The following is a 23,897-nucleotide window of genomic DNA, read 5'->3' on the forward strand; positions in this document are numbered from 1 at the left end:
GGGCCGCACCGGGCCGAACTTCGAAGCCCGATGCCCGATGTATTGCACGTCCCGCGGCGTCGGGCCTCCGTTACCCGCATGATCGATTCCCGATGAAACCCGATAACCTGGTCGCCTGTCACGAATGCGACCTGCTGCTTCAGCGTCCACCGCGCCTGCGCGCGCTGACGGCGCGCTGCCCGAGGTGCCGCGCCCGCGTGAGCGGCGCCGCGCACGGCCGCCGCTCACTCGACCGGCTATGCGCATTGACGCTTGCCGCGCTGCTGACCTGTTGCATCGCGCAAGCCTTCCCGATCGTCGCGCTCGATGCGGCGGGCATGGCGACCCGCGCGACGCTCGGCGACGCGGTGCTCGCGCTATGGTCGAACGGCCAGCCGGTGGTGGCCGTGCTGGTGTTCTGCACGACGATGCTGTTCCCGCTGCTGGAGCTTGCCGCGTGGCTGTACCTGCTCGTGCCATTGCGCGCAGGCCGCGTACCGAGGCGCTTCGCGGCGGTCCTGCTCGGCACTCGGCTGTTGCAGCCGTGGAGCATGGTGGAAGTGCTGATGCTCGGCGTACTGATCACGATCGTCAAGATGACGAGTCTCGCGCACGTGCTCGCCGAGCCCGCGCTGTTCGCGTTCGGCGCGCTTACCGTGATGCTCGGCATGCTGTCGTCGATCGACCCGGTCCGCCTGTGGGAAGCGCGCGACGAACTCGTCGCGCTGCAGCCGGACGGCGCCGCGCGCACGACACCGCCTCGCCCCGACATGACGCATCACGCCGCGTCCCGGTTAGCCGAAGGACCGACGCGCATGACGGCTCGCGCGGCGGGATTGATCGCCTGTCACCACTGCGCGCGTGTGCAGCCGGCACATGCGTCCGACCCGCGCTGCACGCGCTGCGGTTCGCGGTTGCACGCGCGCCGCCCGCACAGTGCGGCCCGCACGGGCGCGCTCGCCGCCGCCGCTGCACTGCTCTACGTCCCGGCGAACCTGTTGCCCGTCATGCACGCGACGTCGCTCGGCCGGGCCGAGGACGACACGATCCTCGGCGGCGTCGCGTACTTCTGGACGTCCGGCGACTGGGCGCTCGCCGTCATCGTGTTCATTGCAAGCGTGCTCGTGCCGATGCTCAAGCTCGCGATCCTCGCATTTCAGGCAATCGCCGCCCACCGCGGCGTGCAATGGCGGCCGCTCGAACGCGCCCGGCTGCACCGCCTCGTCGAGTGCGTGGGCCGCTGGTCGATGCTCGACGTGTTCGTCGTCGCACTCACGATCGCGCTCGTGCATTTCGGCTCGTTCGCCGACATCACGCCCGGCCCCGGCGCGCTCGCGTTCGGCGCCGTGGTCGTGCTGACGATGGTCGCGTCGATGCAGTTCGATCCGCGGCTCATCTGGGACGGCGCGCCACGCCCGGCTACCGGCCGCCACCAACCCTGAAACGGGCGCCAGCCCGCCGACTCCTTTCGTATTTCAGAACGATGTCTCCTTTCGATATTCCTCCGCCCGAGATCCGGCCGTACAGCCGCTGGATCCCGTCCCTCGTCTGGATCGTGCCGCTCGTATGCGCACTGATCGGGCTGTCGCTCGTGATCCGGACCGTCGCCGCGACCGGCCCGACGATCACGGTCACGTTCGCCAACGCCGATGGCCTCGAAGCCGGCAAGACCAAGGTCCGCTACAAGGACGTCGATATCGGCTCGGTCCGGACCATCACGCTCACCCCCGACTTCAAGCGCGTGATCGCGAGCATTCAGCTGACGCGCGATGCGGCGCGGTTCGCGAACCGCGACACGCGCTTCTGGGTCGTTCGACCGCGCGTCGGTGCCACGGGGATTTCCGGGCTCGGCACGCTGCTCTCCGGTGCATACATCGGCGCGGATCTCGGCCGCTCCCCGCAGAAGCAGACCGACTTCACCGGTCTCGAGACGCCGCCCGCCGTCACCGCTGACCAGCAGGGCCGCCGCTATCTGCTGCATGGCGACTCGCTCGGCTCGGTCGACATCGGCTCGCCGGTGTTCTATCGGCATGTGCAGGTCGGCCAGGTCGTCGGCTTCTCGCTCGACAAGGACGGGACCGGCGTCGACGTGCAGGCGTTCGTGAAGGCGCCCTACGACAAGTACGTCGGCACCAACACGCGCTGGTGGCATGCGAGCGGCGTGGATCTGCGGCTCGATTCGAGCGGGCTGAAACTCAATACGCAGTCGCTGGCGACGGTGATCGTCGGCGGCCTCGCATTCCAGTCGCCGCCCGGACAGCCGGACGCGCCGCAGGCAGCCGACAACGCGCCGTTCCGGCTCGCATCCGACGAAGCCGACGCGATGCGCGACCCCGACGGCACGCCGCTGATGGTCGTCATGCGCTTCGACCAGTCGCTGCGCGGGCTGGCGGTCGGCGCGCCGGTCGATCTGCGCGGCATTGCGCTCGGCCAGGTCACGAACATCGGCATCGAGTACAACGAGCACGCGCGCAACTTCAGCATGAAGGTCACGATGGCGCTGTATCCGTCGCGACTGAGCCGGCGCAGCGATACGGCGCTGCCCGCGCCCGATACGGCAGGTGGCCACGAACTGCTCGAACACCTGGTCGTGCAGGGGCTGCGCGGGCAACTGCGTACCGGCAGCCTGCTGACCGGCCAGCTTTACGTGGCGCTCGACATGTTCCCGAAGGCGCCGCGCGCCAGCGTGGACGTGCGCCATACGCCGGTGGAGCTTCCGACCGTGCCCAACACGCTCGACGAACTCCAGGTGCAGATTGCCGACATCGCGCACAAGCTCGACCAGGTTCCGTTCGACCGGATCGGCAACAACCTGAACGGCGCACTGGCGCATGCGAACCAGTTGTTCGGCCACCTCGACGAGCAGGTGGTACCGCAAGCACGTGACACGCTGGCCGCCGCGCAACGCACGTTCAACGCGGCGGAGTCGACGTTACGGCAGGATTCGCCGATGCAGTCGGACGTACATGACGCGATGCAATCGCTCACGCATACGCTCCAGTCGTTGAACGCGCTCGCCGACTATCTGCAGCGTCATCCCGAATCGCTGCTGTTCGGCAAGAAGGGAGAACAGCAATGAAAGCGCGATCGTTTCACCTGCTTCGCATGCCGTTGCGCATCACGACGTGCGTCGCACTGGCCGTGCTGAGCGCCTGCACGTCGCCGCCCGTGCACTTCCATACCCTCGCGATGACGGATAGTGCCGGCAGCGACGCTGTTGCATCACCTCCCGCATGGCTGATCGACATCCAGGCCGTGCACGTCACGGCGCCGGCGGACGGCAACCGGTTCGTCGTGCAAAGCGGCCCCGGCCGGGTCGATATCCTCGAGCAGGAGCGCTGGGCCGCGCCGCTCGGCGACGAGATGCGCGACGGTCTGTCGACGCGCGTCGCGTCCCGGCTCGGCACGATCGATGTTCACCGCGTCGCCCATGCTGCCGATGCACCCGTCTACAGGGTCACGGTCAACGTCCAGCGTATCGAGTCGTGGCCTGCATCGCACGTGCTGCTCGATGCGACGTGGAGTGTGAGTTCCGGGGCCGGACAGCCGGCGCTGGCGTGCCGCAGCGTCGTCCGGGCCGGCGCGTCGGCGGGCTACGACGCGCTCGTCGATGCCCATCGCCATGCGCTCGCGTTGCTCGCGCTCGACATCGCCGCGGCCATTCGTGACGAAGCGACACACGCGGCGCCGCGCGCCGGATGCCGTGCGGGAACGCTCGACAACAACACAGGATGAAACCCACCCGCCTCACACGCGAGCAACGCAGGCTCGACACCCGCGAGCGGCTCATCGCCACCGCTCGCGCGCTATTCATCGCGAAAGGCTTTGCCGATACGAGCGTCGAACATATCGCCGAGGGCGCCGGTTACACGCGCGGCGCGTTCTATGCGCACTTCGAACACAAGCGCGAACCGTTGATCGAGATCCTGCGCCGCGACCGTGATCGAATGATCTCGATGATTCGGCTGGCGGCGCCGGAGGGCGGCGGTGACAGCACCGCCGCCGACTACGCGGACATCGCCGCCGGCTGGGAATGTTTCCCGCTGTGGGTCGAGGTGCACCTGTACGCACTGCGCGATGCCGGATTCCGGCAGATCATCGATCACATGCACGCCGAACTGGCCGCATCACCGGACGCGGCGGGCACCTCGGACCGCATGACCGAATGGGCGACCGTGCTCGGTGTCGCGCTGTTGCGTGCTGGCGCACGGTGCCCACGGCGCAACGAGCCGACGTAGGACGCAGCGATGCTCACGCTGGCCGGGCGGTCGCCACGCGTGTCCGCGCGATGACGGACGCCAACCGTTCCACAGGGGCTGACTGTCAAATGGGCGCACGCCGCGCTATCCCGTTCAGAAGTACGTCTTCATCGGCCGCCTTCACCGAGGACGCGCAGCCGCACAGGTGAAGCCGAACGCCAGCCAAGCCTTCCGGCTGATCACGTCCCCCCGCCCCAAGCCACAAGATGCTGTTCGACGCGCATGCGCGTGGGTTCGCGTCCTTCGGTGGCATTGCACCAGGCGGCAGGTACCGCACGCGCACGGGGTGACCCGGCCGGCGCCTGCCTCACCTCGTTCACGACTGTGCCGGCTCGACCGCTTCCACGACCGGCAGCGGCCGGCTTGCGATCTTCTCGGCTTCCGCGCGCTTGAGCCCCAGCATATGCAGCAGCGTTGCCGCAGTGCGTTCGGGAAAATGCTCGCCGCTGAAGCCGAGCTCCTTCAGCACATTCACCGCCGGCGCGCCGGGAGCGACGAAGTTGAGTTCGGCGGCAATGGCGGTCAGCACCGTCCCGCCAAGCGAAAGGAAGCCGATGAACGGGTCGGCGACCACGAAGCGTTTCTCGGCGATGCCGCGCTCGATGTCTCGCAACAGGCGCTGCCCCAGACCGTGCGTCAGGACCCGCGCCGAAAAACCCTCTCGTATCAGGAAGTGCCCCCACACCGGCTCGCGCCGCGCGCGCATCAGCGTATGGCGCACCGAGACCGAAATGATTTCCGCCGGGTCGGACAAGCCGCTCGCCAGGCGATCGAGGGAATTCGCGAATTCCTCGAATACCGATTCCACGAGGGTGGCGTAGATCGCCTCCTTCGATTCGAAGTGGTTGTAGAACGAGCCGAAACCGACGTCGGCCGCCTCGGTAATCTCGTTGATGGCGACGCCTTCCATCCCCTTCTGCGCCATCAGCCTGAGCGCGGCATCCAGCAGGCGGGCACGGGTTTCCCGCTTTCGGCGCGCGCCGCGCGGCTCGCGCTCTTCGGTGACCGTGACCGCGGGATGGGGTGCTTCCGGAGCGGAGCGCTTGGGTGTACGGCGATTCGGTGTATTCGGCATGACGTTTCCGATCCTTGTTTGTACCGAAGTATAGATTCAAATGTCTACATTGACAAAACTATCATTCATGACTTTAATGTCACAAACGGCGGCTAAACAACGCCTCGAGAACCGATCGACCAACGAATGGAGAAACGGTGGAGACACATCTGCATACGGGCGCCAGCGCGTCCATCCTCTTCAATTCGCGCTCCTCTGCGGCGGGCGGGTTGCCTGCGACGCTCGATGGACTGATCGAAGGATTCGGACCGGTCGGCGCCGCGGCGACCCATGTGCCGGCCAGTCGCGGTACCCGCGACGGCGCGCATCGCCCCCATCCGAAATCGACGATCCATCTCGCGACTTTCATGGGCCGGCCCGACACCTCGTGCAACGGTTCGATGGCATGCCTGCCGTTGCGCGGAAAGCCCCTCGATGCGACGGCGCCAGCCTTCGCAATTGCCATTCGATCTGCCTGACTGTCATCCGCCATGAAACTGACTACCACCCAGCCGGCTCGACACCCTCACCCGACAACGAAGGCATCGGCGCTCGCCTATCTGATCTTCGATCGTCCGGACCTCGGCGAGGCCGAGCACTTTCTCAACGACTTCGGTCTTCGAACGGTGCGGCGGGATGACACGCAGGTGCTGCTGCGCGGAACGGGCACGGCACACTTCTGTTATGTCGTTCGCCAGGCGCCGAAGGCTCGCTTCGTCGGCTTCGGCTTGCGGGTCGACAGTCGGGCCGATCTGGACGCGCTCGCCGGCGTCCCCGGCGCGTCGAAGGTCGAGGCATCGGATTGGCCCGGTGGCGGCCACCGGGTGCGTCTCACCGATCCGTCAGGATTTCGGGTCGACGCGATTGCGGGCCAGACACGGGCCGATACGCTGCCGCATCGCGCTCCGCTCCCGTTCAACTCGGTCGACGCGCCCGTGCGAATCAACGAGACGCAGCGGCCGCCGGCGAGCACCCCCGAAGTCATTCGGCTCGGGCACGTCGTGCTCGAGCTCGCCGACTACCAGGAAACCTGCGCGTGGTACACGCAGCATTTCGGGTTCATCCCCAGCGATGTCCAGGTGCTGCCGGACGGCTCCCCTGCGGTTGCATTCATGCGGCTCGATCTGGGTGACAGGCCGGCCGATCACCATACGCTCGCACTCGCCCAAGGGTTCGTGCCGACTTATAGCCACAGCGCGTACGAACTGGTCGACGCCGATGCCGTCGGCATGGGCCAGCGCCTGCTCCGGGACAGCGGATGGACGCATGCGTGGGGCATCGGCCGACACATTCTCGGCAGCCAGATCTTCGACTACTGGCAGGACCCGTGGGGCGACAAGCACGAACACTATTGCGACGGCGACCTGTTCACGGCCGACGAGCCGACGGGGGTGCACGCGGTCAGCCGCGAAGCGATGGCGCAGTGGGGCCCGACGATGCCGCGCAGCTTCACGAAGCCCCGGTTCACGCCATCGAGCCTCGCGGCGCTGTTTCGCAACCTGCGCCGCAGTCCCGATCTGACGCTGAGCAAGCTGCTGACCTTGGCGAAGCTGTTCGCCTGACCCCTAACCGCCCATTCGACTCACGAGAGATCCATCCATGTCACTGCTTGTCCTGCACTTCCGGCATAACGGCCGCGCCCAATGGGGGGTGGCCGCCCACGGCGCCGTCACGCCGATTCCCGGCGACTTCGACACGACCGCGAGCTTTCTCGCGGCGAATCCGGTTGAACGACTCGCCGCGCTCGACGGATCGAAGATTCCGGAGAAAGAGGTGGAGTGGCTTTCCCCGGTGACGGCCAACCAGCAATTCGTTTGCCAGGGCGCGAATTATCGTCAGCACATGATCGAATCGGGCATGGATCCGGACGCGAAGAAGTTCAACATGATCTTCACGAAGGCGACGAGTTGCATCGTCGCGGCCGACTCACCGGTCGTGAAACCGCGGCATGTCCGGTTTCTCGACTACGAAATCGAGCTCGGCCTCATTCTCAAACGCGACATCACGTCTCACCAGCAGATCACGGACGCGAACCTGCACGACTATGTCGCCGGCACCGTGATCGTCAACGACTATTCCGCGCGCGATGTCCAGATCCCGCAGATGCAGTTCTACAAGGGCAAGAGTTTCCGGACGTTCGGCCCGGTCGGCCCGTATCTGTGCCTGCTCGAACGGCGCGACTTCCCGAAGCTGAATGCGCTCGACCTGACGTTGACCGTCAACGGCGCGGTGCGTCAGCAGGACTCGACATCGAACCTCGTCTATGGTCCGGCGGAAACGTTGACCGAGTTGTCGGGTGTGCACGACCTTCGCGCCGGCGACCTGCTCGCGACCGGTACGCCGGCCGGCTGCGCACTCAGCATCCCGTCGCCGCTCAAGCAGCGAGCCGTCGCGCTTTTTCCCGAATCCTTCAAGTGGAAGATGTTCATGAAGGTGCAGGCAGGACGCGCGCAGTATCTGAAGGCCGGAGATATCGTCGAAGCCCGGATCGCGAGCCGCGATGGAACGATCGATCTGGGTGTGCAACGTAACGAGATCGTGGACGAGGCGGCATGAACGGCATCGCGACCCAGAACGACGTGCTGGCGATTGAAGCGCAGGGCGTTCCACCGAACCTTCCGGCCAGCACGTACGAGATGATCTGCGCCGGTGCGGCCATCGATCCGTCCGCGCCCGCCCTCTCCTTCTTCTTGACCGCCGACGCGCACCGCGACGCCGAGCGCTGGACCTATCGGGAGCTGGTTCGCGACATCACGCGCACGGCCAACCTGTTCACGCGCCTTGGTGTGAGCTCGAATTCGGTGATCGCTTATGTGCTGCCCAATCTTCCCGAAACGCACTTCGTGATCTGGGGTGGGCAAGCGGCGGGTATCGTATGCGCGATCAATCCGCTGCTCGAAGGCGACGCGATAGGCAAATTGCTCAATGCGGCCGGCGCCAGCGTGCTCGTGACGCTCGCTCCCTTTCCCGGGGCCGATCTCTGGCAAAAAGTCGCGAGTATCCTCCACCAGACCGAGTCGCTTCGGCATCTCGTGCTGGTCAATCCGGCCGATCGCGTGCGGGGCACGGCACAGTCTGCGGCCCGGGCGCTCCATCACGACGCGTGTGCGAAGCTGTACGGCGATGGTGGTTTGCGCAGCGCTGTGCCTGCGCACATCCGGATCCACGACTTCGGTACGGCAATCGCACAGGAATCCGGCACGGCGCTCGATAATGCGCGCCGCATTCGACCTGGCGACATGTCCTCTTACTTCTGTACCGGTGGCACCACCGGGTTGCCGAAAATCGCGATGCGTCGCCACGGCAACGAAGTGGCGAATGCATGGAGCGCCGCGCGGTTCTTCGGCGACAGTATCGGCCCCGGAAAAACGACGTTTTGCGGCTTGCCGCTCTTTCACGTCAATGCCGCGATGGTGACCGGCCTCCTGCCTTTCTCGCGCGGCGCCCATGTCGTGCTCGGCACACCGCAGGGTTACCGAGGCGACGGCGTCGTCAAACGTTTCTGGGAAATCGTCGAACATCATCACGTCAATTTCTTCAGCGCCGTCCCGACACTGTATGCGTCGCTGCTCGACGTTCCTCTCGACGATCATGTTATCGACTCGCTCGAATACGGCCTGTGCGGTGCCGCGCCGATGCCGGTCGGCGTCTTCAGGGCCTTCCAGGAAAAAACGGGCGTCCGGATTCTCGAAGGTTACGGACTGACCGAAGGAACCTGCGTGAGCAGCGTCAACCCGACCACGGGCGAGCGCCGGCTGGGATCGATCGGGCTTCGCATCCCCTTCCAGGCGATGAAAGCCGTCGTCGTGGACGACGCGGGGCGTTATCTGCGTGACTGCGCGGTGAACGAGGATGGACTGCTTGTCATCTCCGGGCCGAACGTATTCGCCGGCTACCTGCGCCCCGATCAAAACAGGTCGCTGTGGCTCGATCTCGGCGACGGCACGCGCTGGCTCAACACGGGCGACCTCGGCCGCTGCGACGTCGACGGTTACTTCTGGCTGACCGGTCGCAAGAAAGAATTGATCATTCGGGGCGGGCACAACATCGACCCTGCGGCGATCGAGGAACCCCTTCATCGCCATCCGGCGGTCCAGATCGCCGCTGCAATCGGGCGTCCGGATGCGCATGCCGGCGAGCTACCGGTCGCGTATGTTCAGCTCAAGCCGGGTATGAGCGCGACCGAGCACGATCTGGCAGCGTTCATGCAACAGGAGATCGCCGAACGCGCCGCGCTGCCCAAGCACGTCCGAATCGTGGAAGCCATCCCGCTCACCGGCGTCGGCAAGATCTTCAAACCGGAACTCAAGCGCCGCGAGACGCGTGACGCGCTCCATACGGCATTGACCCAAGGCGGCGCCCCCGGTGCATCAATCGACGTCACGACCGACGATTCGGGCGGAATGTCGGTCTCGGTCGAATTGAGCGACCCCGGGTTCGAAACTGCGGCGCGCTTCGTGCTGGGGCGTTTTCCGTTTGCGTTCTCGATCTCGGTCGCCGCGCAGCCGATACCGCCATCCTGACGGACCGCGACAGATCTGCGGCGATGGAGGTGCGCGGCTAGCCAGCAAGCATCAACGCCGAAAGCAGATCGCCCTGATCAATAAGGCATCCAAATTAGTTCTTATACGTGAAATTGATCGAGACAGAGGAGACACGAGATGGATTTCAAGCGGACGATGCGTTTCTCGGGCGTGGCGGTTTGCATCTGCTCGGCTTCGCTTGCCGACAATGCCGATGCGCAGACGGCAGGAAGCATTACAACATCGGTAGGATGGCTACACATCGCGCCACAGGGCGACGCCACACCCCTCATCGTGCAAAGCGTCGGCGGCGTGACGGTGAATCGGCAACTGGCCGGCACCGGCGCACATGCCAGTTCGACGGATACGCTGGGCATTACCACCGAGTATTACGTCACGGACAATCTCGGTGTCGCCATGCTTTTGGGCATGCCGCTGAAAGTCAATCTGATTGGCGACGGGACGTTGCAGAAGTATGGCACGCTCGGCACGACAAGGCCGATCCCGCCCGTCATCGAACTTCGATACCACTTTTTTTCGGCCGCAGCGACATTCCGGCCGTACCTGGGCATCGGCGCGAACTATACGTGGTTCACCCAGGTTCGGGCAACCAACAGCCAGTTCGTCTCCGACAGCTTTGGGCCGGGCGGCTCGGCGCGCGCGACGCTCAGCTCGTCGTGGAACCCCGTGTTCGAGTTCGGGGCAAATTACGCGATTTCAAAACACTGGTCTGTCGGCACCTCGGTCAACTACATGCCGGTGAAGACCCACCTCACGTTATACGGACGGACCGCGACCGGGACGCAGATCGTTTCCAAATCGACGCTCCGGCTCAATCCCCTTAGCGTTTTCTTGAACGTTGCCTATACGTTCTGACGGGTACGTCCGAATGCCGGCGCCCCGCATCAAGACAACCCATTGGATCGAACGATGAAACGACAGGCTCTCAAGACCATTCTTTTTGCATTGCCCAAGGTTCTGGACCTGACGGCACGCCGCTTCCCCGCCTATCGTGATCGCCTCAAGGAGCGCAATCTCGTCGCATGGATCGGGCTCATGGATCAAAGCATCGGTCGCGCCATCGAGTTCAGGAATGGCCGCATTCGGTCGCGCGCCGGCAAGCATCCGCGACCCGACGTGCGCATGGCCTTCAAGGATGTCGCCACCGCGCTGAAGTTCCTTTCCCCCAGCCCGGACCAGGGCGAAATCATCCATGCCGCCAAGAACTTCAAGGTGGTCACCGAGGGCGAGGACGAACTGTTGGTCTGGCTCATGCAAACCCTGAGCATGATGCGCACCGTCGGCCTGCCGATGGGCACGCCCATGCGCGACGGCACCCGACGCTACGCGACCTGCACCAATGGCGGACCCCTGTTCGTTTACGTCAAGGATGGTCGCATCGTCCGCGTGACCCCGATCGAGCTGGACGATACCGATGCGCCAAGCTGGGTGATCGAGGCGCGCGGACGTCGCTTCAGCCCGCCACGACGCAGCCTGGTCGCGCCCCACGCGTTGACGCTCAAGTCGCTGGTCTACTCCGACAAGCGCATCCTTCACCCGATGAAACGGGTCGACTTCGACCCCGACGGCGAGCGCAATCCCCAGAACCGGGGCAAGTCCGGCTACGTACGTATCAGCTGGGACGAAGCCCTGGACATCGTCGCCAAGGAGATCAACCGGCAGAAGCGCGTTCACGGTCCCGGTTCCATCACGTTCCCGATGTCGTCCCACCACCAGTGGGGCAACGTGGGCTACTACCTCAGCGCGCTGACGCGCTTCGCCAACCTGATCGGCTTCACGCGGGTCGCCGCGAATCCGGATAGCTGGGAAGGCTGGTACTGGGGCGCCATGCATCATTTCGGCAACTCGATGCGCATCGGCGTTCCCTCCGGCTATGGCGGCCTCGAGGACGGTCTCAAGGAAGCCGAAATGATCGTCTTCTGGTCCTGCGACCCCGAAAGTACCAACGGGGCCTACGCAGGATTCGAGGGAACGCCGCGCCGTCTGTGGGCCAAGGAGCTCGGCATCGAGTTCGTTCACATCGACCCGCACTGCAATCCGACCGCACAGCTGCTGGGTGGCCGCTGGATCCCGATCCGGCCGCAGACCGATGCCGCGCTGGCGACTGCCATCATGTATGTCTGGGCCGTGGAAGGCCTGTACGACAAGGACTATGTGGCGACGCGCACGACCGGTTTCGACGATTGGAAAGCCTACCTCCTGGGCGAAACCGACGGTACGCCCAAGACGCCCGAGTGGCAGGAGAGCGAGACCGGCGTGCCGGCCAAGGACGTCCGCGCGCTGGCGCGCCTGTGGGGAAACAAAAAGGTTCATCTCGCCGTCGGGATGACCGGCGCGGGATTCGGCGGCGCGGGCCGCGGGGCGACCGGGGCGCAATGGGCGCGCTGCATGATCATGATGATGGCCATGCAGGGCTGGGGCAAGCCGGGCGTGAATTTCGGGTGCCTCGAAATCGGCGTCCCGCACGATCTCCAGTTCTATTTTCCGGGCTACGCGGACGGCGGCATCTCGGGCGACCTGGCGTGGACGGCCAATGCGGTGGACAACTATCAGCGCATGCCGCACATCCTGACCATGAATCCCGTCAAGCAAATGGTGCCGCGACAGCAGATGCCCGATGCGATTCTCAACGGCCACGCCACCGGTTATCTGTGGGACGGCATGTCTCAGGAAGCCCAGTTCGCGCCGTTCACCTACCCGATGCCCGGCTATTCGCCGATCCACATGATCTATCGCTATGGCGGATCCGCGTTCAGTACCGTGACGAATTCCGGACGGTGGACGGACGCCTACCAGCACTCGAGCATCGAGTTCGTCGTCAATCAGTCGATCTGGATGGAAGGCGAAGCCCAGTTCGCCGACATCATCCTGCCCGCGTGCACTTCGCTGGAGCGTTGGGACATTGGCGAATGGGCGAATTCGGGCGGCTACGCCCACCACGGGTATGGCACGGTCAACCATCGCATGCTGACCATGCAGCACAAGTGCATCGAGCCTTTGGGCGAATCCCGCTCCGACTACGACATCTTCACCGCCATCCTGACTCGACTGGGTCTCGGTGGCGTATTCACCGAAGGCTGTGGCGATCTCGACTGGGTCAAGCGCGTCTTCGATTCGTCGGATCTGCCCGATCACATTTCGTGGCGCGAATTCTGCCGCAAGGGCTACTTCGTCGTGCCGCCCGAAAAGCCCGAGCTGCGTCATCCCGTGGACATGCGTTGGTATGCGGAAGGCAGGCGGAAAGACCTGCCGGAGCCCCACCCGCTGCCGTCACAGTTCTCGGAAACGTTCGGCAAGGGCCTGCAGACGCCAAGCGGCAAGCTGGAGTTCGTGCCCGAGTTGTTGAAGCGGCACACGGCGGACAATCCCGAGCGGCCAGCGCTCAATCGATATCTCCCCTCCTGGGAGGGGCTGCGCTCGGACCTGGCTCGGCACTACCCGCTGCAATTGATCGCGACCCACAGCCGCTACAGCTTTCACACCCATTGTGACGGCAAGAATTCCGCGGTGAACAGCGTCGACGATCATCGCGCCCTGATCGGAGGGCATCGATTCTGGCTGCTGAGGCTCAATCCGGCTGACGCCGCCACGCGACGCATCGCCCATCGCGATCTCGTCAAGGTGCACAACGACCGCGGCGCCGTGATCTGTGCTGCCGATGTCTCGCCGCTGGTGAACGCCGGCGTCGTGAAATCCTACGAGGCGAGTGCCGAATTTCAGCTGATCGAAATCGACGGCGAGCAAGTCGAGATCGGCGGTTGCATGAACATGCTCACCCCTGACCGACCGCAGACGGCCGGCACCAGCAGCATGAGCCCGAATTCCTGCCTGGTGCAGGTCGAGAAATGGCGCGGTGCCGAAGCGTTCATGCTCGGTCGCGCAGCGTGAGGAATTTCAAATGAGCAAGTGGAACCTGATTATCAAGGTCGGCCGTTGCGAGAACTGCCAGAACTGCGTGATCGCCGCGCGCGACGAGCACGTCGGCAATGACTTCCCCGGTTACGCCGCACCCGCCTCGGCCGACGCCGAGAGCCCCATCCGCATCCTGCGTCGTATACAGGGTGCCTCGCATATGGTCGAGACCACTTATTTACCGGTCATGTGCAACCACTGTGACGACGCGCCATGCATGCGTGTCGGCAGCGGCGCCATACGCAAGCGTGCCGACGGCATCGTCATCATCGATCCCGACAAGGCACGAGGCCGCAAGGACATCGTCAAGGCCTGTCCTTACAAGGCAATCGTCTGGAACGAAGCGCTGCAACTGCCCCAGATCTGGATCTTCGATGCGCATTTGCTCGACCAGGGTTGGTCCCGCCCGCGTTGTCAGCAGTCGTGCCCGACCGATGTCTTCGAGACGGTCAAGCTCGATGACACGGCGATGGCCGAGAAGGCCCGACGCGAGGGACTCAAGGTATTGCGGCCCAACCTGGACACGAAACCCCGCGTGTGGTACAGCGGCCTCGAGCGCTGGGAAACGTGCTTCGTCGGCGGAAGTGTCAGTGTCGAGGCAGGAGGCGTCGTCGAGTGTGTCACGGATGCGGTCGTCGCCTTGTACGTCGGTAATCTGCAGGTCGCCGAAACGGTCTCGGACGGCTTCGGCGATTTCCGGTTCGATGGCCTGGCCAAGGGCAGCGGCGCCTATAAAGTCAAAATTCGACATGCCCTCGGCAACGCTTCGCGCGAGTGCGAACTGGGCGACAGCGCCTATCTCGGCGAGATCAGGCTCAGTCGGTCGACAAACGCCGTGGCGATCGAGTGCTCATGATCGGAGCAAGGCAGAATGTCGGGATGAAGGTCGACCACGGCTGCAAATTCACGCAAACGCCGGCTGAGCTTGCAGCTCAAACCACAACACGTGCCAGCCGACTGCGGATGATCTCCGTCGCCTCGCTCACGATGCGATCGACGAGTTCCTTCACGGTCGGGATGTCGCGGATCAAGCCGACGACCAGGCCGCACGACCATGCACCCGCGTCGAGCGCGCCCTCCTTCATGATGCGCGGATACACGCCGGCGACCTCTTCGACGATATCGTCGAACCGGAGATCGGCGCCGAGCCTGCGTTCCTTTTCGAGGATGCGATCGACCGCGGCATTGCGCAGCACGCGTTCGGTATTGCGCAACGGACGCATGACCAGGCGCGTGTCCAGTTCGGTCGCCGCGACCAGCGCCTGCTTCACGTTCTCGTGCACCGGCGCCTCGCGGGTCGCGATGAAGCGCGTCCCCATGTTGATGCCGTCCGCGCCCAGCGAAAGTGCCGCCACCAGCGACCGCCCATCCGCCATGCCGCCGGAGGCCACGAACGGAATCCTGAGCTCGTCGGCGGCGCGCGGCAGCAGGATGAAGTTCGGAATGTCGTCCTCGCCCGGATGGCCACCGCATTCGAATCCATCGACGCTCACCGCATCGCAGCCAATGGCCTCGGCCTTGAGCGCATGGCGAACCGACGTGCACTTGTGGATCACCTTGACGTGCGCGTCCTTGAGCGCGGGCAGGTAGGGCTGCGGGTTGTTGCCGGCCGTTTCGACGATCTTGACGCCACCTTCGACGATCGCCCGGATATAGCCGGGATAGTCGGGGGATGTGACGGTCGGCAGGAAGGTGAGGTTCACGCCGAACGGCTTGTCGGTCATCTCGCGGCAGCGCCGGATTTCGGCAGCCAGATCCGCCGGCGACCGCTGCGTCAGGCCGGTAATGATGCCGAGGCCGCCGGCGTTGGAGACGGCCGCCGCCAGCTCCGCGTATCCGACGTGATGCATGCCGCCCTGGATGATCGGATAGTCGATGCCGAAGAGTTCGGTGATCCTGGTTTTCATGATGTTTTCGGTTCAGGTTGAGACGAAGGCGCGTTCGCATGCCGGGAACGCGTGGCGACCGCGACGCGCGTCACAGCACGGCCGAATCGCCGGCGCGAAGCCGACGGAAATCCACGCGGCGAGGCAACGGTGGCGCCGGAGATTCCCGGGCGCCGGCCTGATTCGCCTTCGCGCGGCCCGCACAGCCTGCGATAGCGCCCCTTCTGCACGGCCGGCCGCGTCGACGATCGGGTCGCCGCCCGACGCTGGCGCCAGGTGGACACCGACAGTTTCCTCGCAGTTCGAATTGCCGTACATTGGCTAAACTGACACATTGCATGCGATATCCGACACATCATGCCCCGCGCCGCCATCCTTGCGTACGACGATTGCTATGCCTCCAGCCTGAGCGGGTTCGCCGACATCCTGCAGATTGCGAACGCGCATGTGCGGCGACAGCGAGGCGACGGCAATGCGCAGTTCGAATGGCGGTTCGTCTCTCCGAGCGGGGAGCCCGTCATCGCAAGCAACGGGCTGCAGCTGAACACGGAGCCGATCCGGCCGCACGAGCAATTCGACCTGGTTTTCATTCCCAGTGCGCACTATGCGAGCGGCAAGGCGTTCGACCAGTTGCTGGCACGACAGTCCGCCGCATGCGACTGGCTGGTTTCGCAATGGAACGCCGGCGCCTACCTGGCGGCAAACTGCACCGGCACTTTCGTGCTGGCCAACACCGGCCTTCTCGACGGACGGCCCGCGACGACCACGTGGTGGCTGGCAGACCCGTTTCGCAGCCGGTTTCCCCGGGTCGACCTTCAACTGGAACCCGTCGTCACCGAAGCGGACCGGCTGATCTGTGCGGGCGCGTCAGCGTCCTACCTGCTGCAGACCATCCATGTCATCGAGCGTTTCTCCGGGGCGATGATTGCCGCGCAGTGCGCCAAGACGATGCTGATCGACGTCAGCCAGACGAAGCAATTGCCGTATCTCCCGTTGCTGACGGAGAAGACGCATGGCGATTCGCTGGTTCATCGCGCGCAGCATTGGCTGCAGAAGCACATGACGAAGGACGTGAAGATGTCGGCGATGGCGCAGGACCTCGGCGTGAGCGAGCGCACGATCATCCGCCGCTTCCAGGCCACGCTGAATCAGTCTCCATTGCGGTATTTGCAGAGCCTGCGCATCGAAGCCGCGCGCGCTTTGCTGGAGGCCGGCGATCTCAGCCTCGAGCGGATCACGGCCCAGGTGGGGTATAGCGATACGAGCTCGTTCTGCCGACTGTTCAAGGAGAAGGTCGGACTGAGCCCGGGGGCGTATCGGGATCGCTTTCGGCCTGCCGCGGGATTGCAACAATGACCGGTCGAAGTACGACCCGGTTGGCGCGATGCGGCGCCATAGGCGCCGAGACGTAGCTGCATCGGCGCTGAATCGCGTTACCCGGCGACGTGATGGCACATGCTGCCGCCCGGCGCACGAATCACCGCACCCACAGCTCGGCGAACGATACGAACCCCAGCGGCGCGGCCTCGACGCCGGCAACGTGCGATTCCAGCTCGACATGCTGGTGTTCGTGCGAGATCGGGATCAACCACGCCGCATCGACCAGTTCCTTGCCGATGGCCTCGTAGTCCGCCATGCGCGCGCGTGGATCAGCTTGCACCTGAACCGCATGCAGCCGGTGGTCCAGTTCGCGCGCGGCATGCTCCGGCATCCACTGCCGGAAAACACTATCGGCCCCAAACCATTCGTAGCACCCGAAATCCTCGTCGTCGTGCAGGATCTCGCTGCCCAGTACCAGGTCGGCCGAGTCCAGCCAGTCGCGCCGGATCAACTCCGCATAGGGCAGCGCCAACACGCGCAGCCTGATCCCCGCGTCGTGCAATCTGGCCTCGATCGCACGGGCCAGGACGCGTTCGTCATGGGTCTGCCCCGTGACCAGCGTGAGCGCGGTGCATTTCGGCACGAAGGGTTCGGCGGCCGGCGTCGCGACGCGATGCCGCCAGGCCGGTAGCAGCCCGGCCGCGGGCCGCCTCGCGGGATCGTCGTGACCGAACAACGTGGCGGGCGCGAGCCAATCGGCCAGCGCCAGTCGGTCGGCACGCTCGCGGAACGCTTCGCGCGTGGCGTTGCAGACCACGTAGGTACAGCCCGCCTGCACGCGCACGATGCCCTTGTTCTCCGGTGCATGAGACGCGGAGTATCCGAATCGGAGATCGAATCCGTCCGCCTGCTCGGTCGATGGAAGGAACCAGAGATCCAGTTCGTCAAGCAGCGCACGTTCGCGATAGTGATCGCCGAATGCCGACAAGGTGATCCGGTAATCGCTGTGGCGCGTCAGCTTGAACGGCCCCGTGCCGATCGGCATGCGCGCAAAATCGCCGTTCCGGCGACGGGGCACGATCGACGCGTTGGCGGCCGCGAGGCGCTGCGGCCAGAGATGATCGACGTCGCCGAGACGACAGACGATCCGCCGGCCCTCACCGATTTCCACGTCGAGCAGATGCCGGTACAGGCGCTGGAAATAGCTCGGCTCGTCGCGCATGCGCAGCAACGTGCATCGCACGTCTTCCGGCTCCAGAAGCCTGCCATCGTGGAAACTGACGTTAGGCCGGAGCCAGAAGTGCCAGACCCGCCCGGCCTCTTCCGGCTCCCAGTGATGCGCCAGCGCCGGCACGACGCGCTGCGTGCGCCTGTCGAATTCGGTCAGCCTTGAAAAGATCTGCCGCACCAGATGGGCCTCGAGCCGGCTGATCACCCGATAGGGATCAAGCTCGTCCACCGCCCGATAGAGCGGAATGCGCAGGCGATGGCCGTGCGAGCCGGCCGGATGAATGCCGAGAAAATCCGGAAGTCGCCTCAACAGTTGCTGGCGCTGGTCGTCCCCCAGGCTTGCAAACGCCTGCTCCAGTTCACCGTCCGCGAGCAAGCAGGAAAGGCGATCGAGCACCGCGTGCTGCGGGGCAACCAGCATCGTCAGCCTCGAGAAGTGGCCACGGCCACGCGCCGCCTCCCACCGCAACCACCCTTGCGCCTCCATCTTGCGCAGTAGGCCCCGCGCGTTGCGCTCGGTGCAGTTCAACGCACGGGCCAGTGCCGGCAACCCGGGCTGGCTGCCGTGCTCGTCGAGAAACTCGCCAAGCCGATGAAACTGGTCGATCAGTCGCATAAAAGAGGAAACAAAAATTTCTGAATTTGCCGTTTTTATTGTGCTTGCCGTTATGCAGAATGTCCACGCAAATAAAACAAATCGATTCGAATTCACCCACCCAATGCCGGCATGCATCGTTTTGGTGAATTTCATGGATTTGCAAAAAATGGCCGAATTGACGACGATTTAATTCCTTTCATTTTCGATTCAATCGCCATCGTATAAATATCGCCGCTTTAACACGGCGCTCCAACGGACGTTATCAATCATCCTGGATAGTTAATGAGCGAAATGGATTTCGGATATCAACCGTCCCACAATACGCTGGTCCATCAGGTCGAACGGCCGCATGGAGAACCACGCCGAGCGCATTTCCGTTTCGTCCGGCAGCCGCTGGCGCCGTTGGCGCCCGGCGAAGTCCTGGTGAGAAACGTGCATTTCTCGGTCGACCCGTATATGCGCGAATGCATGGACGGCGACTGGGCGCTGCATGCGCCGCTGGAAGGACGGACCATCGGCCGGGTCCTGCACAGCACCGACGCATCGATTCGCCCCGGCGACTGGGTGTTCCATCGTCAGGGGTGGCGCACCTATGCCCAGGTGCCGGCGCAAGCGCTGCGGGTGATCCGGCCCGCCGAGGGGGTGCCGCTCACGGCCTGGCTGAGCATCCTGGGCGGCACCGGATTGACCGCCTGGGTCGCGCTGACCCGCATCGTCCGCCTGCAGGCCGGTGAATCCCTGTATGTATCGGCCGCAGCCGGCGGCGTCGGTACCGCGGCAGGCCAGTTCGCGAAACTGCTCGGTGCGAGCCGGATCGTCGGAAGCACCAGCAATGAGCACAAGGCGCGGCAATTGACGAGCGGCCTCGGTTATTCCGATGCGTTCGTTTATCGGCCGGGGCAAGTCGGCGCGCAATTGCGCGAACGAATTCCCGATGGGGTCGACGTCTACCTGGACAACGTGGGCGGCGAGCAACTCGAAGCGGCAATTGCCGTCCTGAAAGACCACGGGCGCGCGGCACTGATCGGCGCGGTCGCGCAATACAGCGCGCTGCAGCCGCCCGCCGCGCCACGCAATCTGTTCGACGTGGTGGGCAAGAGCCTGACGCTGCAGGGTTTCCTCGTGAAGGACTACACCCACCTGCAGCAGGAACTCGAGGCATTCGCCATTCCTCACCTCCAGCGCGGCGACATCGTCGCCCCGGAGACGATCACGAAGGGCTTCGACAATATCGTCGAGGCGTTTCTCGCGATGCTTTCGGGCGGCAATCTCGGCAAAGCCATTGTCAGTGTCGATACCGACGATGCCGGTGCGCGCTGATTCTTGTGCCGGGATCGACTGCCAGTAATCAGTAATTCAAATAAAAACGATTGCCAACTCCAGTCGAGGCATCTTGATTCGGTCAATTAATGATTTTCCATTCCGGCGACCAAGCGCCGGCCATAGCTTTCGTACTGGATACAACCAAGGGTGGGAATAATGTCTACGGTTGAAGCGAAACTCAACTACGCCGAAGTGTTCGGCGATGTACTGGATCAACTCAAATCGACGGATGCCTATCGCCATTTTCTGACTTTCTCACGCAGCGCCGGTCATTTCCCGTTGGCGAACTACCAGGGAAAGACGATCGAAGTGTGGTGCAGCAATGACTACTTGGGCATGGGGCAGCACGAAAAGGTGATTGCGTCGTTCCGGCATGCGGGTCGTTGTCGTCGGTTGCCGTCAGCCGCCGTTCGTCGGCCGACTCTGTCATTTTTGCATCCGGCGAGCCACCGATCGCGCGCGCCGCCCTTCCCCGATACGCTCGATTCGTTTGTAGAATCAGCGCGTTAACCGTTCACGACACGGCAAAAGACACGATTTCTCAACTGCCGTCCCGGCAACGCCCTGCGGCCCTTCATCGCCTCGGTCCGGGCGTCGTATCAGCCGTTTCCGAGCCAGGTGCGGCGGCAAATTTTGTTCAAGACCCGCCCCGCGAGGCCCGACAGGATCGAGCGACACCCACCCCCAAACCGGAGGGCACCATGGCGATTCACGAAGTGTTTCCCTATTTGCGCGCCAAGCGCGCGGACGACGCCATCGCGTTCTATGCAAAAGCGTTCGGCGCGCAGGAGAAATTCCGTCTCGTCGAGCCGTCGGGACGCATCGGCCACGCGGAATTGCAGCTCGGGCCGTGCACGCTGATGATCTCGGACGAATTCCCCGAATACGATATCTTCGCGCTCGACCCGGACGGCGAGGCGCCGATGTCGCTTCACCTGCACGTCGACGACGCCGACGCGACGATCGCCGCCGCGCTCGCGGCCGGTGCGCAGCTGACACGCGCGATTCAGGACCAGTTCTACGGCGAGCGTTCCGGCAAGATTCGCGACCCGTTCGGTTACGATTGGCTGATCGGGCATACGATCGAAGTGGTCGAACCCGATGAAATGCAGCGGCGTTACACCGCGCTGCTGTCCGGCGACCAGCCGAAAACCTGAATGGCGCACCGCGCGCCGGTCGATCACCCCGACATTCGCGATGCACTATCACCCCAACGACATCTACCGGCTCTACCGAAGCGTACCGACGCTGCTGCTGAACCGTCCCGCGCCGGCCGAACAATTTCTGGCCGCTGCCGTCGAGACCGGAGCCGAACTCAGGCACGTGCTGCGCGACTACCCGCAGGTCCGCTATCAGCCGCTCGACTTCCACTACCTGTGCCAGCAAAGCCTGTCCGTGCTGGACGACGCGCTGCTGGCCGACCTCACGCACGACTAGGAACATGGATGGCGCGGCGCGCAGTGGGCCGCGCTGTTGATCGCGTTATCGGGCGACGCGCGCCTTCTGCCGCACCTCGACGCAGTCAGGCGCCATCGCGGCGTCGAGTGGACGGCCGGGCTTGCCGACGCCGCCGTCCGTCCGGAGGCCGCGTCCGACGGTTTTCGGTGCTGCCGGCTGATCGCCGACCTCCGGACTCAGCTCGCGTCACTGCCGCGCGTGGCCGTGCGCCTGCGGAAGCCACCCTCGCCGGAAATCGTCGCGGCCACGGCAGCGGCCGTCCGGGCCGCGTATCGCCGTGGCGATGTCGCGAAGGCGCTGGCGATCGCCCGCAGCTAGATTCGTCGCAACCGTCCGGCCCTTTTCTTCACGGCTTACTCGACGTTGTCCGACACATCGGTCATGCGGATCATGTGCGGCCTCACGCCGTCGTCGATGGCCACCGCCTCCTTCGGATGGATCAGCGCCTCGAGCCGCGCCTTCGTCGCGATGAACTCGGGCGTATTGACCTGCGAATAGTCGCGCGGCCGTGGTACGGGCACCTCGATCAGTTCCTGCACCGCCCCCGGGTTCGCCTTCAGCACGAGAATCCGGTCCGCCAGAAAGATCGCCTCGTCGAGATCGTGCGTGATGAACAGGATCGTCACGTCGATGTTGCGCCAGATGTCGAGCAGGTGTGTCTGCATCCTCGCCCGCGTCTGCGCGTCGAGCGCACCGAACGGCTCGTCCATCAGCAGGATGCGCGGACGGTTCGCGAGCGCACGGGCGATCGCCACGCGCTGCTTCATCCCGCCCGACAACTGGTGCGGATAGACATCCGCGAACCGCGTCAGCCCGACCAGATCGAGCCACTGCAGCGCTTCGCGTTCGGCCTGGCCGCTGCTGCTGCCGTTCATCCGGAGTCCGAACATCACGTTCTTCTTCACGGTAAGCCACGGAAACAGCGTATAGCCCTGGAACACCATCCCGCGATCGGCGCCCGGCCCCTGCACGGGCTTGCCGTCGAGCAGCACCTCGCCGCTCGTCTGTGCATCGAGCCCGGCCAGGATGCGGATCAGGGTCGACTTGCCGCAGCCGGACGGTCCGATCACGCACACGAATTCGCGCCGGTAGGTACGGAAACTGATGTCGTCGAGTGCGGTGCACTCGCCCTGCGGCGTCGCGAAACGCTTGCCGACATGACGCACGTCGAGTATCACGTCGCGGGTTTTCAGGCGCGCGAAGCGTTCGCGCACGGCGTCGGACTGCATCAGGTAATCGGGAACGGCTTGCGGGTTCTGCATGATGGCCTCTGCGGAAATCGGTCGATGGGTGGGCGTCAACGGGCGTCACGCGTTCAGCGTGCGATCCCACGGAAACAGCCTGCGGCCGAGCAGCCCGAGCACGATGTCGGTGCCGAGGCCGATGATCCCGATCATCAGGATTGCCGCATACACGTTGTCGAAATGCTGGTAGCGCGCCTGCTGGCTGATGTACCACGTGATGCCCGAGCTCGTGCCGACCAGTTCGGCGACGATCAGGTAGGTCCACGCCCAGCCGAGCAGGATGCGCTGGTCGCGATACAGGTCCGGCAGCACGCCGGGGATCACGACGTGCGTGAGCAGCTTCAGCTTCTTCGTGCCGAGTGTCATCGCGGCCTCGAACAGCCCGTATTCGAGCTTGCGCGTCGTGTTCGCGATGATCAGCACCTGCTGGAACAGCGTCCCGATCACGATGATCGCGACCTTCGGCGCATCGTAGATGCCGAGGATCGCGACCATCAGCGCGCCGAACGCCGGTGCGGGCAGGTAGCGGAAGAACTCCAGGAACGGCTCCTGCAACCGCGCGAGCACACTGAAGGTGCCGCAGACGATGCCGAGAGGCACGCCGATCGCGGATGAAATCACGAAGCCCCAGAAGATGATCCGGATGCTGTGCCACAGGCTCTCGTGCAGCCAGACGCCGTCGCGGGATGCCGGCGGGGTCGTGAACGCCGTGTAGAACGCGCGCAGCACCTGGTGCGGCGCGGGCAGGTAAACCGGGTTCGCGCGCACGCCTTCGGGCACGGCCGCACGGGTCGCTCGCGCATGTGCGAGTTCGTCGTCGAACACGTCGCGATCGATCTGCATGCCGGTCTGGAAGTAGTCGACGCTTCCCGGATTCGTGATACGCATTTGCGGATGCCAGATGAACGGCACATAGCTGATCAGGCACCAGACGGCGAATGGCAGCAGGAAGGACGCCACGCCGAGCGTCCATTTTCCGCGGGTCGTCAGCTCGCGGCGCACGGCGAGCCATCCGGTCGTGTTGCGGGTCATTGGCATGTCAATCTCCGTATCGTTTCAGATGCCGGTCGCGCGCCTGCCGGGGCGCCGC

Annotated in this window: 22 protein-coding genes; 17 read left to right on the plus strand and 5 right to left on the minus strand. The window is 64.5% G+C overall.

Annotated elements, in window-relative coordinates:
- Nucleotides 1–92: 92 nt before the first annotated feature.
- From CFB50_RS25985 to CFB50_RS26000, 4 genes are read left to right on the plus strand one after another with little or no spacing between them, the layout of a single operon-like run.
- Entirely contained in the window at nucleotides 93–1,421 is a 1,329-nt protein-coding gene (locus tag CFB50_RS25985) for a paraquat-inducible protein A (protein ID WP_089447661.1), read from the plus strand.
- A 41-nt stretch (nucleotides 1,422–1,462) separates the two neighbouring features.
- Nucleotides 1,463–3,058 (plus strand): PqiB family protein, encoded by a 1,596-nt coding sequence (locus tag CFB50_RS25990; protein ID WP_089447662.1) that lies wholly within the window; start codon nucleotides 1,463–1,465, stop codon nucleotides 3,056–3,058.
- A complete protein-coding gene (locus CFB50_RS25995; RefSeq protein WP_089447663.1) occupies nucleotides 3,055–3,714 on the plus strand; it encodes a PqiC family protein in 660 nt (219 codons plus the stop codon). The genes CFB50_RS25990 and CFB50_RS25995 overlap by 4 nt, the downstream gene beginning before the upstream one ends.
- Nucleotides 3,711–4,217, plus strand: coding sequence for a TetR/AcrR family transcriptional regulator (locus CFB50_RS26000; protein ID WP_089447664.1), 507 nt, complete (start codon nucleotides 3,711–3,713; stop codon nucleotides 4,215–4,217). The genes CFB50_RS25995 and CFB50_RS26000 overlap by 4 nt, the downstream gene beginning before the upstream one ends.
- A 337-nt stretch (nucleotides 4,218–4,554) precedes the next feature.
- On the opposite strand, the gene CFB50_RS26005 is transcribed toward CFB50_RS26000, so the two are convergent.
- Nucleotides 4,555–5,313 carry a TetR/AcrR family transcriptional regulator gene (locus CFB50_RS26005; RefSeq protein ID WP_089447665.1) on the minus strand — a complete coding sequence of 253 codons (759 nt, stop codon included), beginning with the start codon at nucleotides 5,311–5,313 and terminating at the stop codon, nucleotides 4,555–4,557.
- Between the two features lie 137 nt (nucleotides 5,314–5,450).
- On the opposite strand from CFB50_RS26005, the gene CFB50_RS26010 reads away from it, so the two are divergent.
- The 7 genes from CFB50_RS26010 (at nucleotide 5,451) to CFB50_RS26040 (ending at nucleotide 14,604) form a co-directional block, all read left to right on the plus strand.
- Complete coding sequence (locus tag CFB50_RS26010) at nucleotides 5,451–5,771, plus strand: hypothetical protein (RefSeq protein ID WP_231937910.1); 321 nt, start codon at nucleotides 5,451–5,453, stop codon at nucleotides 5,769–5,771.
- A 12-nt stretch (nucleotides 5,772–5,783) separates the two neighbouring features.
- Nucleotides 5,784–6,854, plus strand: a complete 1,071-nt coding sequence (locus tag CFB50_RS26015) for a VOC family protein (RefSeq protein WP_089447666.1) — start codon at nucleotides 5,784–5,786, stop codon at nucleotides 6,852–6,854.
- A 37-nt stretch (nucleotides 6,855–6,891) separates the two neighbouring features.
- The gene (locus CFB50_RS26020) at nucleotides 6,892–7,848 is read left to right on the plus strand and encodes a fumarylacetoacetate hydrolase family protein (protein ID WP_069251596.1); all 957 of its coding nucleotides are present in this window, start codon (nucleotides 6,892–6,894) and stop codon (nucleotides 7,846–7,848) included.
- Entirely contained in the window at nucleotides 7,845–9,815 is a 1,971-nt protein-coding gene (locus CFB50_RS26025) for an acyl-CoA synthetase (RefSeq protein WP_089447667.1), read from the plus strand. Before CFB50_RS26020 ends, CFB50_RS26025 begins: the two co-directional genes overlap by 4 nt.
- Nucleotides 9,816–9,953: 138 nt before the next feature.
- Complete coding sequence (locus CFB50_RS26030) at nucleotides 9,954–10,691, plus strand: OmpW/AlkL family protein (protein ID WP_089447668.1); 738 nt, start codon at nucleotides 9,954–9,956, stop codon at nucleotides 10,689–10,691.
- 54 nt (nucleotides 10,692–10,745) lie between these two features.
- Nucleotides 10,746–13,724: a molybdopterin-dependent oxidoreductase gene (locus CFB50_RS26035; protein ID WP_089447669.1), complete on the plus strand. Its 2,979-nt coding sequence runs from the start codon at nucleotides 10,746–10,748 to the stop codon at nucleotides 13,722–13,724.
- A 10-nt stretch (nucleotides 13,725–13,734) separates the two neighbouring features.
- Nucleotides 13,735–14,604: a 4Fe-4S dicluster domain-containing protein gene (locus CFB50_RS26040; RefSeq protein ID WP_089447670.1), complete on the plus strand. Its 870-nt coding sequence runs from the start codon at nucleotides 13,735–13,737 to the stop codon at nucleotides 14,602–14,604.
- A gap of 76 nt (nucleotides 14,605–14,680) precedes the next feature.
- On the opposite strand, the gene CFB50_RS26045 is transcribed toward CFB50_RS26040, so the two are convergent.
- Nucleotides 14,681–15,655 (minus strand): NAD(P)H-dependent flavin oxidoreductase, encoded by a 975-nt coding sequence (locus CFB50_RS26045; RefSeq protein WP_089447671.1) that lies wholly within the window; start codon nucleotides 15,653–15,655, stop codon nucleotides 14,681–14,683.
- A gap of 336 nt (nucleotides 15,656–15,991) precedes the next feature.
- Here CFB50_RS26045 and CFB50_RS26050 point away from each other — a divergent pair, with 336 nt between their 5' ends.
- Nucleotides 15,992–16,990, plus strand: a complete 999-nt coding sequence (locus CFB50_RS26050; protein WP_089447672.1) for a GlxA family transcriptional regulator — start codon at nucleotides 15,992–15,994, stop codon at nucleotides 16,988–16,990.
- A 121-nt stretch (nucleotides 16,991–17,111) separates the two neighbouring features.
- Here the strand turns inward: CFB50_RS26050 and CFB50_RS26055 are convergent, their stop codons facing one another.
- Nucleotides 17,112–18,935 carry an SgrR family transcriptional regulator gene (locus CFB50_RS26055; RefSeq protein WP_089447673.1) on the minus strand — a complete coding sequence of 608 codons (1,824 nt, stop codon included), beginning with the start codon at nucleotides 18,933–18,935 and terminating at the stop codon, nucleotides 17,112–17,114.
- A gap of 129 nt (nucleotides 18,936–19,064) precedes the next feature.
- Here CFB50_RS26055 and CFB50_RS26060 point away from each other — a divergent pair, with 129 nt between their 5' ends.
- The 5 genes from CFB50_RS26060 to CFB50_RS40190 all read left to right on the plus strand — a co-directional run bounded on the left by CFB50_RS26060 (nucleotide 19,065) and on the right by CFB50_RS40190 (nucleotide 21,881).
- Nucleotides 19,065–20,102: an MDR family NADP-dependent oxidoreductase gene (locus CFB50_RS26060; RefSeq protein ID WP_089447674.1), complete on the plus strand. Its 1,038-nt coding sequence runs from the start codon at nucleotides 19,065–19,067 to the stop codon at nucleotides 20,100–20,102.
- Between the two features lie 159 nt (nucleotides 20,103–20,261).
- The gene (locus CFB50_RS38985; RefSeq protein WP_144020694.1) at nucleotides 20,262–20,615 is read left to right on the plus strand and encodes a hypothetical protein; all 354 of its coding nucleotides are present in this window, start codon (nucleotides 20,262–20,264) and stop codon (nucleotides 20,613–20,615) included.
- Nucleotides 20,616–20,806: 191 nt separating this feature from the next.
- Nucleotides 20,807–21,262, plus strand: a complete 456-nt coding sequence (locus tag CFB50_RS26065; RefSeq protein WP_089447675.1) for a VOC family protein — start codon at nucleotides 20,807–20,809, stop codon at nucleotides 21,260–21,262.
- A 40-nt stretch (nucleotides 21,263–21,302) separates the two neighbouring features.
- Complete coding sequence (locus tag CFB50_RS40185; RefSeq protein ID WP_256979264.1) at nucleotides 21,303–21,542, plus strand: hypothetical protein; 240 nt, start codon at nucleotides 21,303–21,305, stop codon at nucleotides 21,540–21,542.
- A 36-nt stretch (nucleotides 21,543–21,578) separates the two neighbouring features.
- Nucleotides 21,579–21,881 carry a hypothetical protein gene (locus tag CFB50_RS40190; protein ID WP_256979266.1) on the plus strand — a complete coding sequence of 101 codons (303 nt, stop codon included), beginning with the start codon at nucleotides 21,579–21,581 and terminating at the stop codon, nucleotides 21,879–21,881.
- 35 nt (nucleotides 21,882–21,916) lie between these two features.
- On the opposite strand, the gene CFB50_RS26075 is transcribed toward CFB50_RS40190, so the two are convergent.
- Nucleotides 21,917–22,825: an ABC transporter ATP-binding protein gene (locus CFB50_RS26075; RefSeq protein WP_089447676.1), complete on the minus strand. Its 909-nt coding sequence runs from the start codon at nucleotides 22,823–22,825 to the stop codon at nucleotides 21,917–21,919.
- A 45-nt stretch (nucleotides 22,826–22,870) separates the two neighbouring features.
- Complete coding sequence (locus CFB50_RS26080) at nucleotides 22,871–23,845, minus strand: ABC transporter permease (protein WP_069251605.1); 975 nt, start codon at nucleotides 23,843–23,845, stop codon at nucleotides 22,871–22,873.
- Nucleotides 23,846–23,897 lie beyond the last annotated feature (52 nt).

Source organism: Burkholderia sp. AU33423 (assembly GCF_002223135.1).
Lineage (GTDB): Bacteria > Pseudomonadota > Gammaproteobacteria > Burkholderiales > Burkholderiaceae > Burkholderia > Burkholderia lata_D.